The sequence below is a fragment of the Pacificispira sp. genome, from assembly GCF_965228185.1.
Lineage (GTDB): Bacteria > Pseudomonadota > Alphaproteobacteria > UBA8366 > Aestuariispiraceae > Pacificispira.
Map to the genome: position 1 here is coordinate 799384 of NZ_CBDDHE010000002.1, position 13484 is coordinate 812867.

At 64.0% G+C, this 13484-nt stretch carries 9 protein-coding genes; 4 read left to right on the plus strand and 5 right to left on the minus strand.

What is annotated here, in order from left to right; genetic code table 11:
- Nucleotides 1-37: 37 nt before the first annotated feature.
- Both ACO06O_RS03765 and ACO06O_RS03770 read left to right on the plus strand, forming a co-directional pair.
- Entirely contained in the window at nucleotides 38-2419 is a 2382-nt protein-coding gene (locus tag ACO06O_RS03765; protein ID WP_421876401.1) for a DNA translocase FtsK 4TM domain-containing protein, read from the plus strand.
- A complete protein-coding gene (locus tag ACO06O_RS03770; RefSeq protein WP_421876403.1) occupies nucleotides 2376-3095 on the plus strand; it encodes a LolA family protein in 720 nt (239 codons plus the stop codon). The genes ACO06O_RS03765 and ACO06O_RS03770 overlap by 44 nt, the downstream gene beginning before the upstream one ends.
- A gap of 12 nt (nucleotides 3096-3107) precedes the next feature.
- Here the strand turns inward: ACO06O_RS03770 and ACO06O_RS03775 are convergent, their stop codons facing one another.
- The gene (locus ACO06O_RS03775) at nucleotides 3108-3896 is read right to left on the minus strand and encodes a DODA-type extradiol aromatic ring-opening family dioxygenase (RefSeq protein WP_421876405.1); all 789 of its coding nucleotides are present in this window, start codon (nucleotides 3894-3896) and stop codon (nucleotides 3108-3110) included.
- 443 nt (nucleotides 3897-4339) lie between these two features.
- Between ACO06O_RS03775 and ACO06O_RS03780 the strand changes: the two genes are divergently transcribed.
- On the plus strand, nucleotides 4340-6361 hold the full coding sequence (locus ACO06O_RS03780; protein WP_421876407.1) for an aminopeptidase P family protein: 2022 nt from the start codon (nucleotides 4340-4342) through the stop codon (nucleotides 6359-6361).
- 572 nt (nucleotides 6362-6933) lie between these two features.
- On the opposite strand, the gene ACO06O_RS03785 is transcribed toward ACO06O_RS03780, so the two are convergent.
- Together ACO06O_RS03785 and ACO06O_RS03790 are read right to left on the minus strand one after the other, a co-directional pair.
- A complete protein-coding gene (locus ACO06O_RS03785; protein WP_421876409.1) occupies nucleotides 6934-8595 on the minus strand; it encodes a choline dehydrogenase in 1662 nt (553 codons plus the stop codon).
- 6 nt (nucleotides 8596-8601) lie between these two features.
- Entirely contained in the window at nucleotides 8602-9771 is a 1170-nt protein-coding gene (locus tag ACO06O_RS03790; RefSeq protein WP_421876411.1) for an aromatic ring-hydroxylating oxygenase subunit alpha, read from the minus strand.
- Between the two features lie 114 nt (nucleotides 9772-9885).
- Here ACO06O_RS03790 and ACO06O_RS03795 point away from each other — a divergent pair, with 114 nt between their 5' ends.
- Nucleotides 9886-10863 (plus strand): GlxA family transcriptional regulator, encoded by a 978-nt coding sequence (locus ACO06O_RS03795; protein WP_421876413.1) that lies wholly within the window; start codon nucleotides 9886-9888, stop codon nucleotides 10861-10863.
- Here the strand turns inward: ACO06O_RS03795 and ACO06O_RS03800 are convergent.
- Together ACO06O_RS03800 and ACO06O_RS03805 are read right to left on the minus strand one after the other, a co-directional pair.
- Entirely contained in the window at nucleotides 10860-11573 is a 714-nt protein-coding gene (locus ACO06O_RS03800) for a DNA helicase (RefSeq protein ID WP_421876415.1), read from the minus strand. The two genes, ACO06O_RS03795 and ACO06O_RS03800, sit on opposite strands and share 4 nt — an antisense overlap.
- A 216-nt stretch (nucleotides 11574-11789) precedes the next feature.
- On the minus strand, nucleotides 11790-13442 hold the full coding sequence (locus ACO06O_RS03805; RefSeq protein WP_421876417.1) for an electron transfer flavoprotein-ubiquinone oxidoreductase: 1653 nt from the start codon (nucleotides 13440-13442) through the stop codon (nucleotides 11790-11792).
- Nucleotides 13443-13484: the final 42 nt, after the last annotated feature.

Here is a 13484-nt window from a genome sequence, read left to right on the forward strand (position 1 = left end):
GATAGATTTACGGAACGCGGAACAGCGAGACGAGACCATGGTTGCGAAAACACAGGAAAAACCTGCCTTTCTGCCGGCCGGAACGACGGATTATCTGCGCAAGCGCGGGATCGAGTGTCTCGGCGTCGGATTGATCGTCCTCAGCCTCGCCCTGCTGGCCGCCCTGATCTCCTACGATCCGCTGGACCCGTCCCCGAATACCGCGACAGACCGGATTCCGGTCAACCTCTTGGGGACGTACGGGGCCGCGGTCGCCGACGTGGCGCTGCAAAGCCTGGGTCTGGCGGCGTTCCTGGGCTTTCCGCTGCTCGCAGGCTGGGGCTGGCGCTTGGTCGTGGACCGTGCCCTGCCGCGGACATACATCCGCCTGGCGCTAACACCGGTTCTTGCCGTCCTGACGGCGCTCGCGCTTGCCACCCTGCCGCCGCACGCCTCCTGGCAACTCGCCGCCGGTTTGGGCGGGTTCCTGGGCGACATGAGCCTGGGCGCGCTTCAGACTGTTCTGCCGCCCGTCGACCCGACCTGGATCGGCCTTGCGGTCGCAATCCCGGCTGCCGCGGTCGCGCTCTACGGTTTCGGGATCACGCTGGGCGAATGGCGCGCTCTGGGCACGCAAAGCTGGTCCGGCCTGCGCGGCGCGGCCGGCCTGGTTCGCAGAACCGACAAGCTGGCGCCCGCATTGAAGGACCTGCTGACCCGCGATACGGGCCGGGTCGAGCCGATACTGGAACGCTCCGTCAAACGCGAGGCCCCGCCACGGGTCGCGCCCGCCGCCCCGCGCCCGCAGCGCGACGACCGGGTCGAGACGCCCGAAGCCCCGCGGCCGTCGAAACGCGCCAAGGAAGAACGCCAGATCAAGCTGGACCTGCCGCCGCAAGACGGCGAGTTCCACCTGCCGCCGATCGACATCCTGGTCGACCGCCAGCCGGACCCGGAAGCACAGGCCAAGAATGCGGAAGGGCTTGAGCAGAACGCCCGCATGCTGGAGGGCGTGCTGGAGGATTTCGGGGTCAAGGGCGAGATCGTACGCGTACGCCCAGGCCCAGTCGTCACGCTCTATGAACTGGAACCGGCGCCCGGCACCAAGACCAGCCGCGTGATCGGCCTCAGCGACGATATCGCGCGGTCGATGTCCGCGATTTCCGTGCGAATTGCCACGGTTCCGGGCCGCAGCGTGATCGGCATCGAACTGCCGAACGGGCGGCGCGAAATGGTCGGCTTCCGCGAACTGGTCGCGTCAGACACGTACGATCGGTCCAAATCCAAACTGCCGATGATCCTGGGCAAGGATATCGGCGGCGCGCCGGAGGTCGTCGACCTGGCCACCATGCCCCACCTGTTGATCGCCGGGACAACAGGGTCCGGGAAGTCCGTCGGCATGAACACGATGATCCTGTCGCTGCTATACAAGCTGACGCCGGACCAGTGCCGCTTCATCATGATCGACCCCAAGATGCTGGAACTGTCGGTCTATGACGATATCCCGCATCTTCTGGCCCCTGTCGTCACCGATCCGAAGAAAGCCGTCGTCGCCCTGAAATGGGCGGTGCGCGAGATGGAAGACCGCTATCGCGCCATGTCCAAGCTAGGCGTGCGGAACATCGAGGGCTACAACAAGCGCGTGACGGAAGCGTCCCGCAAGGGCGAGGTCATCACGCGGCGCGTCCAGACCGGGTTCGATGCCGAAAGCGGCAAGCCGATCTTCGAAGACGAGCCGCTGGATCTCAGCCCCCTGCCCTATATCGTCGTTCTAGTCGACGAGATGGCCGATCTGATGCTGGTCGCCGGCAAGGATATCGAAGCGTCGATCCAACGGCTGGCCCAGATGGCCCGCGCAGCAGGCATCCACCTGATCATGGCGACGCAGCGTCCGTCGGTCGACGTCATCACCGGGACGATCAAGGCAAACTTCCCGACCCGCATTTCCTTCCAGGTGACCTCCAAGGTCGACAGCCGCACCATCCTGGGCGAACAGGGCGCGGAACAGCTTCTGGGCAAGGGCGACATGCTGCACATGGCGGGCGGCGGACGCGTCACCCGCGTCCATGGTCCCTTCGTCGACGACAGCGAAGTTGAGGCGGTTTGTCAGTACCTTAAGGCCCAAGGTGTACCGGCCTATGTTGACAGCGTGACGGACGAAGACGATATGACAGGCGGTTTCGATACCGATGTCAGCGGCGCCAGCAACCCGATGGGCGGCGGAGGCGGCGACGATAACGGTGAAAATTCGCTCTACGATCAGGCGGTTGCGCTGGTCGCCCGGGAAGGCAAATGTTCGACCAGCTTCGTTCAGCGCCACCTGCAGATCGGCTATAACAGGGCCGCCCGGATCGTCGAGCGCATGGAAAAGGAAGGGGTCGTCAGTGCGGCCAACCATGTTGGAAAACGTAACGTCCTTATCGGCGATCATTCCGCGTAAGGCGCTGTCGGGCATTGTCCTCGCGGCGTCCCTGATCGCCGCCTCCGGCACCGCGGTCTGGGCGCAATCCGCGCAACAGTTTGACCCCAACGCGAATGCCGTGGCGACACGCGGTGCGGCACTGGGTGCCGAAGAGCAACGCATTCTGTTGAACGAGGTCGAGGCCTATTTCGACGGCGTCGATACGATGCAGGCGCGGTTTCTTCAGTACAATATGGACGGGACCGTCTATCGCGGCGACGTGAAAATCGACCGGCCCGGCAAGATGCTGATCGATTACGACGCGCCGGTTCCCTTCAAGATCGTCGCCGACGGCACCTTCTACATCTTCGTCGACGAGGATCTGGAAGAGGTGTCGCATATTCCCCTGGCGCTCACCCCCGCCAACATGCTTTTGCGGCAGCCGTTGAATCTGGGCCAGGACCTGACCGTCATCGACGCGGCGCGCGACAGCGGCGTGCTTTATATCACGCTGGCCCAGAAAGAATCCGAAGACGCCGGAACGCTGACGCTCGCCTTCAACGAAGAGCCGCTGGCCTTGCGGCAATGGACCGTGATCGACGCCCAGGGCGTGGTGACCCGCGTTCTGCTGCAGAACCCGTCCACCGGTGTCGAATTCGCTGCAGACACCTTCTCCTTCGTCAATCCCTGGGCCTCACGCGAAGGCGGTAACTAGAGCGGTATGCGTTCAGCCGAAAGCGTAAGCGTCCATCGCCAGGACCGTATAGCACACGCTGTCATGCAGGCGGCGGCCGGTTTCGGCGCCGCCTGCGCCCATTGCGACGAAGAAGGGCAGGAAATGCTCGTCGGTCGGATGGTTATGGCGCCCTTCCGGGTGATCCGCGAAGCCGCATAGCGCCGCCTCGTCGCCCGCACCGACTCTGTCCGCCACCCATTCCTGGAAGGACGTCACCCATTCCGGCGTTTGCGTGATGCCGGCGCGCATCAGACGCTGCCATTCTCCCAGATTGTGGGTCACATTACCGGAACACAGGATCAGGACGCCCTCATCCCGCAGGGGCGCCAGGGCGGCCCCCAGCCTGGCATGGTGCCGCGCGTCACTGCCCGCCCTGAGGGACAATTGCACCACGGGAATATCGGCATCCGGATAGATCAGGCTGAGCGGCGTCCAGACGCCGTGATCCAAGTTCCGGTCGCCATCCACGCCCGCTGGAATGCCCGCCTCCGACAGCAGTCCGGTTACCCTTTGAACCAGCGCGGGATCGCCCTGCGGCGCGTAGGTCATGTCGTAGAGTTCCGGCGGAAAGCCGTAAAAATCATAGAGCGCCGCCTGCCGGACCGCGCCCGTTAACGCATGGTTCCGCGTCTCCCAATGGGCCGAGACCGCAAGAATGGCGCTGGGGCGCGCGGGGAGCGACGCTGCCAGACCGGTGAGGAAATCGCGGGCTGCGAGGCGCTCCAGGGGTAGCGTCGGCGGACCATGCGAAATGAAAAGGGCTGGCAGAGTTTGGGTCATGTCCGTTGGCATCCTCGATTGTTGACGCAATTACTCTATCGCGTCTCAGACCGGGCGATTAAGCCCAGGACTGGAAACAGTCTGTCCCGAAATCGGCGGACATTGAAAATCGAAAGACGGGAAAGGGGGCCAAAATTAAGGCGCCCCGTCTCGGGGGAGGGGGAGACGGGGCGCAGCCTTGCAGAGAAGGCGCCGGAAACCAAGGAATTCTCCCGGTCTCCGGTGGAAGCCGCTGCCTAGTATTGGGGGAGGAGGGCGGCAGCGCTTCCTCTTGATGAAGGATATGGGGATAACCGGAGGCTTTGTAGAGTGAACAAAACGCAATCCCGTCATGCTTCTGACGCATGGCTGAAAACAATGCCCTGCCCGCAGCGGCGAACTTGCCAATCCGGCGGCGGCTTCATAGCTTCTTCTCAACATTCTACGAATGAATTGGTGCCCCAATGACCGCTGCCTCCGCCCTGAGCGAACTTCAGGAAATTCTGAAAACCTGCGACATCCTGCGCGATCCGGCCGAGATTGAGGCTATCCTGCGCGGCGTCGCCGCCGCCCCGCGCGAGGCCCAGGACGGCTGGACCGACCTGATGGCCCCCAAGGCCGACGCAGCGACACGGCAGAAGATGATCGCGGCCGGACACCGTTTCATCGAGGCGTTGGGCACGCCATTCAGCGACGGACCGGCCCCGGCGGAACGGTTGCAAGCCTTGCGCACCGAGTTGCGCCGGCTTGGCCTTGCCGGCCTGGTCATTCCGCGCACCGACGAGTATCAGGGCGAATACATCGCCCAGCGCGCCGAGCGGGTCCAATGGTTGACCGGTTTCGCCGGATCGGCCGGGACCGTGGTCGTCGGCCTGGACAAGGCTGCGGTCTTCGTCGACGGCCGATATACGCTGCAGGTGCAAAGCCAGGTCGATACCGCTCTGTTCGAGCCTCGGCATCTGGTCGACGAACCCGCGACCGACTGGATCGCGGAGAACTTCGGTCCCGGCGACAAGATCGGCTTCGATCCTTGGCTGCACACCCAGCATGGCGCGGGGCACCTGAACATCGCCGCAAAACGGGCCGGCGCGGAACTGGTCCGGGTCGAGCCGAACCCGGTCGATGCGGTCTGGACCGATCAGCCGGCCGCCCCGCTCTCGCCCGTTGTGCCTCATGATGTCGCCTTCGCGGGGGAAAGTGCCGAGGACAAACGCCGCCGCTTGGGCAAGGCGCTGGATATCGACGGCATCGACGCGGTGGCGATCACGGCAACCGATTCCATCGCCTGGCTGTTGAATATGCGCGGCGGTGATGTGCCGAACTGCCCGCTGCCGCTCAGTTTCGCGCTGCTGCACAAGGATGGGGCGGTCGACTGGTTCATCGACGAGCGCAAGCTGACCCCCGACGCGAAATCCCGATTGGGGAACGAGATCGCGGTCCGGCCGGAAAGTGCTTTTCCCGACGCCCTGGCAGAGTTGGGACGTCAGGGCCGCACCGTCCAGGCCGACCCCGCGACCGCGCCTTGCCTGGTCTTCGACCGCCTGACGCAGTACGGCGCGCGGACGGTCGAGGCCCCGGATCCCTGCCTGCTGCCCAAAGCCTGCAAGAACGCAGTCGAAATCGCCGGTACGCGCAATGCGCATCGGCGTGACGGGGCCGCCCTGTCCCGTTTCCTGCATTGGATCGAAAGCGACGCCGCCCAGGGCGGTCAGACGGAGTTGAGCGCCATCGATCGCCTGCGCCAGTTCCGTGCCGGCGGTGAGCATTTCCGGGGGCTCAGCTTCGATACGATCGCGGGAGCCGGCCCGAATGGCGCGGTGATCCATTATCGTGCCGGCGAACGCACGAACCGTCCCATCGAAAGCGGCCAGTTGCTGTTGGTCGACAGCGGTGGGCAATATCTGGACGGGACGACCGACGTCACCCGCACCGTCGCCGTCGGCACGCCGACCCAGGAAATGAAAGCGCGGTTCACGCTGGTCCTGAAGGGCCATATCGCCATCGCCACCGCCCGTTTCCCAGTCGGCGTCAGCGGCAGTCAACTCGATCCTCTGGCCCGTATGCCGCTGTGGCGCGCCGGGCTGGATTTCGACCATGGCACCGGGCATGGCGTCGGCAGCTACCTGAACGTCCATGAAGGCCCGCAGCGCATTGCCAAGGCGCATAATTCGGTGGCTCTGCGCCCCGGCATGATCCTGTCGAACGAACCCGGCTACTACAAAGCCGGGGAATACGGCATCCGGATCGAGAATCTGGTCGTCGTCCGCGAGGTTTCGGAACCGCCGGCCGGCGCCGAACGCAAGCTGCTGGAATTTGAGACGATCACCCTCGCCCCGATCGACCGCAATCTGGTCGACACCGCCCTGTTGACCGAGGCGGAACGGGCCTGGCTGAACCTCTACCACGACCGTGTCCGCGCAGAGATTGCCCCGCAACTGGACGGGGACGCGCTGGCCTGGCTCGAATCGGCAACCGCACCGCTCTGAGACCTCGCTACCGTCATTTCCGCGCTTGTCGGGAATCCGGGAAACAGGCAGGCCCCATGCCGGCGGCCCTGCGTCCCCGCCTTCGCGGGGACGACAAACATTTTCGATAACCGTCATCCCGGCGAAAGCCGGGATCCAGAGAAACAGGCCGGGATGTGCCACAGGCCCCTGGATTCCGGCTTTCGCCGGAATGACGGAAAAATGCGAGGCGGATTACCCGACAACGACTGACCGATCCACAGGCTCTACCCGTCCAACCTATGCCCCCCGTCATTTCCGCGCTTTTCGGGAATCCGGAGAACAGGCAGGCCTCCTGCCGGCGGTCCTGAGTCCTTGCCTTCGCGGGGACGACAAACATTTTCGATAGCCGTCATCCCGGCGAAAGCCGGGATCCAGAGAAACAGGCCGCGATGTGCCACAGGGCCCTGGATTCCGGCTTTCGCCGGAATGACGGAAAAATGCGAGGCGGATTACCCGACCATGATTGAGCGACCCGCAGGCTCTACCCGCCCAACCTGTAACCCTCGTCATTCCCGCGCAGGCGGGAATCCAGGAGAAGCAGGCACAGGGTCTTACCGTTGCGCCGTTTCCCAATTCGGGTGCTGCCAGATCGGCGCGTCCTCTCGGGGCAATGGCGGGTTACCCAGAATGGCGTCGCTGAGCTTTTCGGCCATCATCAGGGTCGGGCAATTGGTATTGCCGTTAACCACCATCGGCATCAACGAGGCGTCTACCACCCTCAGGCCGGACACCCCATAGACCCGTCCAGAAGGATCGCAAACCGCCATCGGATCGCTTTCCGCCCCCATCTTGGCGGTGCAGGACAGATGCCATTGCGTATCCACCGCCTCCGCCAGTTTCGCGTCCAGCGCCTCGTCGTCCTGTGCCGAGGGGCCGGGGAAGATTTCGTCGCGGCGGATACCGTCGAAAGCCGGTTGCGCCAACAAGTCCCGGGTCAGGCGTACCCCCCGGCGCATGATCTCCCGGTCGCGCGGGTCCTGCAGATAGTTGACCAGTATGCGTGGCGGGTCGGTCGGGTCGGCGCTGCGCAGCGTAATCTCGCCGCGTGAATGGGCCCGCATCAAACCGATATGAATTTGGAATGCATGTTCCGGAATCGGATCGACCCCGCCGAGCTGTATGGCGATCGGCATGATGGTGAGTTGGATATCCGGATAATCCACCCCGGCAGCGGAGCGGAGATAGGCCACGGCGTCGAACAGATTGGTCGCGCCGATCCCCTTGCGGCCCAGCATCCATTGCAGCCCCACCAGCGCCTTGCCCGGCCAGCGGGCTTGATTGAGGATCGACAGCGGGCGGTCGCAGCGGACTTTCACCACGAAATCCGGATGTTCGTTCAGATTGGCGCCGACGCCGGGCCGGTCGGCCACGATCCCGATACCGAAGGCTTTGAGAGCCGCTGCCTTACCGATCCCGGAATGCATCAGGAGATGCGGCGTACCGACCGCACCGGAGGACAGGATGACCTCCCGCGCCGCCAAAGCTGTTTGGATCGCACCGGAAGCGTCCGAATATTCGACCCCGATGGCGCGCTTCCCGTCGAACAGAACGCGCCGCGCCAGCACACCGGTTTCGATTTTGAGATTTGCGCGGGCCTTGGCGGGGTTCAGGAAGGCGCGGGCCGCACTCCAACGCTCCCCGTCCTTGACCGTGCTGTCCAGCAGGCCGAACCCTTCCTGCAGATAGCCGCTGACATCGTCGGAGACCGGGTAGCCAGCCTGCTCGCCCGCCTTCAGAAAGGCGGCCACGATCGGATTGGTAACCGAAGGGCGCCGGACATGCAGCGGCCCGCCGCCGCCACGATAGGCATCCGCCCCGCCCTCATAGGATTCCAGGCGTTTGAAATAGGGCAGCACATCGGCATAGCCCCAACCGTCGCAGCCCATCTGGCGCCAAGTATCGTAATCGCGGGGATGGCCGCGCACGCAGACCATGCCGTTGATGGAGGACGAGCCGCCCAGGACGCGGCCGCGGTCATGCTTCAACGACCGGCCGCCCAGCCCCGGTTCGGCCTCACCCTGGTAGGCCCAGTTGTGGCGCTTCTGGGTCAGGGCGACGCCCATGGCCGACGGCATGCGCAGGGTCCAATGGCGATCCGGCGGACCGGCTTCCAGCAGCAGGACCTTATGCTTCCCGTCCGCCGTCAGTCGATTGGCCAGAACGCAGCCGGCGGAACCGGCACCGACGATGATGTAATCCGGTTCGAACCCCATTCCGGCCTATTCCGCCGCCGCGCGCGCCGGGGCGGGCGTCTTCCCGGTCAGGGCGTCATGGATCAGCACATGGAAGTGATGCAGCAGGTGCTCGCTGTTGGGTCCGCGCTCGGCGTCGATCATGTAACGGCCCTGGTCAAAGCCGAAGGACCGCAATCCGCGCTGAACATAGAGGTTCAGATCGATATCCTCCGGCCCCAACTGGGTGTTGAACCAGTCGATGGCCGCCTTGCTGAGGTCGCCCGGCTCCCGCGATTTCGGTGCGTAATGGCCGAAGCGCAGCAGTGTCTTTTCCGGCCCGATGGGGATCGAATTGAACGTCCCGACCACATCGGCATAGGGGAAGGCATAGATCGTCGTCATCGGCCAGAGCTGGATATTGTAGAACCAGTCGGTCTGATAGTGCTGACCCGCGACCGGATGACCGAAAGCCGTCTCCACCTTGCGGGGCGGCCCCTTGAAATCCCACCATTTGCCGTTGGCCGTCAGGGTATAGCCGTCGAAATCGATCAGCGATGCCAATTCCCGATGAACCGGGCCGGACAGTTTGAAGTGATAGCCTTCGATGGCGTTGTCGGTGATCACCTTCCAGTTGGCGTCGACGACATAGTCGACCTCCTCCACGAAACGCAGGTTTTCCAGGTCCGGCAGGAAGGGGCTCATCGCTTCCACCGCACCGTCGAATTCCTCCGCGACCGGGGTGGCGTTCGGGTCCATGTTCACATACCAGAACCCGCCGTAGTTCTCGCAGCGTACGGGCTTCAGGCCGTATTGCGTCGGGTCGAACCCTTCCAGCGTTTCGCTGCGCGGGGCGGCGCGAAGGGAACCGTCCAACTTATAGGCCCAGGCATGGTACGGGCAGACGATCATGCGGCGGATCTGGCCTCGCCGTTCCTGGATCAGCTGCGTGCCCCGGTGCTGACAGACATTGTAGAAGGCCTTCACCGACCCGTCGTCGCTGCGGATGATCAGGATGCTCTGATCCAGCATGTCGAACTTCACGAAGTCGCCGACCGACTCGATCTCGCTGTCGTGGCAGGCGCAGTGCCAGGACGGATAGAAGATCGTCTCGGCCTCGCGTTCGAAGATGTCGCGGTCATAGTAATAGCGCGACGGCAGCGTCAGCGCGGTTTCCGGGCGGTCCCAATGCCATTCGGTCGCTTTCTCCGGTCCCATGGCGGCGTCTCTCCTTCGGTTGGAAATGCGTGGCTGACAGGACGCTACTCCGAAAGCACCGTCATACTTTTCTGTTATGGACAAAATTGTGTCGATATTTGTTAATATCGACGAATGACCCAACGCGCCGTCTTCATCGTCTATCCTGGATTCAGCCTGACGACCCTGGCCGTCCTGACCGACGCCTTCTTCGTTGCCAATTGGCAATCGGGGCGGCCGGTCTACCGCTGGACCGTCGCCATCCCGGAAAGGACCGCCGCGCGGGGATTCAGCAATATCGCCGTCGACGCGGTTCCATTGGACGGTCTGAACCCGCGCGAAGCGGACATCGTGCTGGCGCTCAGCAGTTTCGATCCCTATGGCCTGGCCGACGCTAAGGGGGTGACGGCCTTCCTGCGCGCCGCCCATCGGTTCGGGGCACGCATTGCCGGCGTCGAGACCGGCAGCGTCACCCTCGCCCGGGCTGGGCTATTGGACGGCCGGCCCGCCGCCATCCATTGGGCCAACCGCGACGGTTTCGCGGAAACCTTCCCGGGCATCCCCGTCAGCGACAGGCCGGTAGAGCGCGCCGGGCGCTGCCTGACCTGCGCCGGGGCCTCCTCCGCCGTGGATCTGGCTCTGGCTTTGATCGAGGAGGACGGCGGTCCCAACTTGGCCCGGATCGTCTCCGCCCACATGCTGCGCCCGGCCGGACTGGCCCAGGCGGGCGCCAATGCCGCCCCGGGTCCGGGCGACGATGCGCTGGTCACGCGCGCGCTGCGGGTGATGGAGGATCATATCGACGCTCCGCTGCCCCTGTCGCGGATCGCAGCGCAGGTCGCCACCACGCAGAAGACGCTAGAGCGCCGCTTTCGCCGCGCCCTGGGCCGGACGCCCGGCGACCATTACCTGACTCTGCGCCTGACCCGGGCCCAGAACCTGCTGCAACAGACAAGCCTGTCCGTCGGCGAAATCGCCGCCGATACCGGGTTCGAAAGCCTGCCAAGCTTCTCCCGCGCATACCGCGCCCGATTCGGCGTGACGCCCAGCCGGGACCGGGTTCAGACGGAAACAGCGCCGGTGCCGCGCGTTTCGACCCTATTCACGGGCTAATGGATCGCCTCGAAGCGCGACTGTCCCTTGTTCAAGAACCAGGCCTTGGTGAAGAGCCGCAGGTCGACCGGGTTCGGCAGGCGAATGTCCGACAGGTCCGGCAGCGGTTTGTCCGCCGTTTCGAAGGCGCGGTCGATCTGGGACAGAAAGATCAGGATCATGCCGCGGCCCATCGCAAAGCGCCGCAGACTGTCGATCTGATCGGCCAGCGGCGGCGTATCGCGGCGTTGATCCATTAACTGCAGGTAGTCGATGACCGCAAGAGAGCCATGGGGCAGATCGGACAGGCGCGCGACGATCCTGTCGGCGCCGAGAGCATCTGTCGTATCGATCCAAAGGCCATCGTTCAGGTCGGATTCCCGGCCCCCCGCCGCAACGTATCGCGCCCGTGCCTCCGCCTCGGTGTATTCGAAGGTGAAGAAAATGCCCTGGCCGCCGGATTTCAGATGCTCGGCCAGAAGCTCCAGCGCCAGGACGGTCTTGCCGTGACCCGGCCGCGCGGCGATCAGCAGCAGGTCGCCTGGATCGAGACGGGAGAGATGATCGGCAACGGGACGGGCCTGCGCGGCCCTTGCCGCCAGCAGCGACCAGCTTTCGTAGCCTTCCTGCCGGGCAATGTCGTCCAGGGCCGCGTGCAGAGGGATCGCGTGTTGGCGGGCAATCTGCTTCGCCCGGCGCTTCAGACGGAAAATTGGTGCGGAAAGACGCATCGGGAAACCTCCAGTTCCGGACCGGTGCCGCAATCCCTCCTTATGCGCCCGGCCCGAAATGGTCGGTTCGAAAGATCATGCACCCTGCAGTTCGACTGCTTCCCGGACGGAGGGAGGAGGCACGGGCCGCGCCTGCCGAAAGGGTAGCGCAAATTGGACGCCTCGCAAAAGAAAAGGCGGCCCGGAGGCCGCCTTTCCCGAAACGTTTCATCCGACCTACATGTTCGGATAGGTCGGGCCCTCGCCACCCTGCGGCACGACCCAATGGATGTTCTGGGTCGGATCCTTGATGTCGCAGGTTTTGCAGTGAACGCAGTTCTGGGCGTTGATCTGCAGGCGCGGGTTCGACCCGTCATCCTCGCGGACGATCTCGTAGACCCCGGCCGGACAGTAGCGCTGCGCCGGCTCGTCATATTGCGCCAGATTGACCTCCACCGGCACGGACGCGTCTTTCAGCGTCAGGTGGACCGGCTGGTCTTCCTCATGGTTCGTGCCCGAGAAGGAAACATTGGTCAGGCGGTCGAAGCTGATCACCCCGTCCGGCTTCGGATAGTCGATCTTCGGACACTGATCCGCCGGCTTCAGGGACTTGTGGTCCGGCCCGTGGTGGCTGATCGTCCAGGGCGCCTTGCCCCGGAACAGCACCGTATCGATGGCGGAGTAGAAGAAGGCGGGCCAGAAGCCCCATTTGAAGGACGGGCGGATGTTGCGGACGCTGTAAAGCTCGTCCCAGACCCAGGTCTTTTTCAGCGCCTCCGGATAGGCCGTGATTTCGCGCGGGGCCTCACCCTCGCCGGTCAGGGCCTCGAACAATGCTTCGGCGGCCGTCATGCCGGACTTCATCGCGGTATGGGTGCCCTTGATCTTCGGCACGTTCAGGAAACCCGCCTCGCAACCGACCAGGCAGCCGCCCGGGAAGGTCAGTTTCGGGATCGACTGGAACCCGCCCTCGTTCAGGGCGCGGGCGCCATAGGAAATGCGTTTGCCGCCTTCCAGCACCTTCTTCACCGCCGGGTGATGCTTGAAGCGCTGGAATTCCATATAGGGGAAGAGATGCGGGTTTTCGTAGTCGAGGCCGATCACGAAGCCTATCGAAACCTGGTTGCCCTCCAGATGATACATGAAGGACCCGCCATAGGTCTTCGTATCCATCGGCCAGCCGGTCGTATGCACGATCTTGCCCGGCTCCGACTTGGCGGGATCGATTTCCCACAATTCCTTGATCCCGATGCCGTAGGTCTGGACCTCGGCGTCTTTCCGCAGATCGAATTTCTCCATCAGCAGCTTGCCGAGGTGACCGCGGCAGCCTTCGGAGAACACGGTCTGCTTGGCATGCAGTTCCATACCGACCTGGAACATCGGACCTTCGCTGCCGTCCTTCAGGCGGCCCATATCACCGGTCGCGACGCCCTTCACGCTGCCATCCTCGTGATACAGGATCTCGGCGGCGGCGAAGCCGGGATAGATTTCCACGCCCATCGCCTCGGCCTGCTCACCCAGCCAGCGGCACAAGTTGCCCAACGAGATGATGTAATTGCCGTGATTGTTCATCTGCGGCGGCGTCGGCAGGCGGAAGGACCGGGTTTCGGTCAGGAACAGGAAATGGTCGTCCTTGGCCGGAGTGTCGAGCGGCGCGCCCTTTTCCTTCCAGTCCGGGATCAACTCGTTCAGCGCACGCGGCTCCAGCACCGCGCCGGACAGGATATGCGCGCCGACTTCCGCGCCCTTTTCGATGACGCAGACGGCGATTTCCTTGCCGGTTTCCTGTTCCAACTGCTTCAAACGGATCGCGGTGGCCAGACCGGACGGGCCCGCGCCCACGATCACCACATCATATTCCATGCTTTCGCGTTCGACCGCTTCGGACATTCTACCGACCCCTTATCCTTGATCTTGGAACGCATCGCTTGG

Excerpts from the sequence above, each read along its gene's own strand:
- ACO06O_RS03795 (WP_421876413.1), top strand. The coding sequence starts at position 9,886 with ATGACCCAACGCGCCGTCTTCATCGTCTATCCTGGATTCAGCCTGACG.
- ACO06O_RS03790 (WP_421876411.1), bottom strand. The coding sequence starts at position 9,771 with ATGGGACCGGAGAAAGCGACCGAATGGCATTGGGACCGCCCGGAAACC.
- ACO06O_RS03775 (WP_421876405.1), bottom strand. The coding sequence starts at position 3,896 with ATGACCCAAACTCTGCCAGCCCTTTTCATTTCGCATGGTCCGCCGACG.
- ACO06O_RS03800 (WP_421876415.1), bottom strand. The coding sequence starts at position 11,573 with ATGCGTCTTTCCGCACCAATTTTCCGTCTGAAGCGCCGGGCGAAGCAG.
- ACO06O_RS03785 (WP_421876409.1), bottom strand. The coding sequence starts at position 8,595 with ATGGGGTTCGAACCGGATTACATCATCGTCGGTGCCGGTTCCGCCGGC.
- ACO06O_RS03765 (WP_421876401.1), top strand. The coding sequence starts at position 38 with ATGGTTGCGAAAACACAGGAAAAACCTGCCTTTCTGCCGGCCGGAACG.
- ACO06O_RS03780 (WP_421876407.1), top strand. The coding sequence starts at position 4,340 with ATGACCGCTGCCTCCGCCCTGAGCGAACTTCAGGAAATTCTGAAAACC.
- ACO06O_RS03805 (WP_421876417.1), bottom strand. The coding sequence starts at position 13,442 with ATGTCCGAAGCGGTCGAACGCGAAAGCATGGAATATGATGTGGTGATC.
- ACO06O_RS03770 (WP_421876403.1), top strand. The coding sequence starts at position 2,376 with ATGTTGGAAAACGTAACGTCCTTATCGGCGATCATTCCGCGTAAGGCG.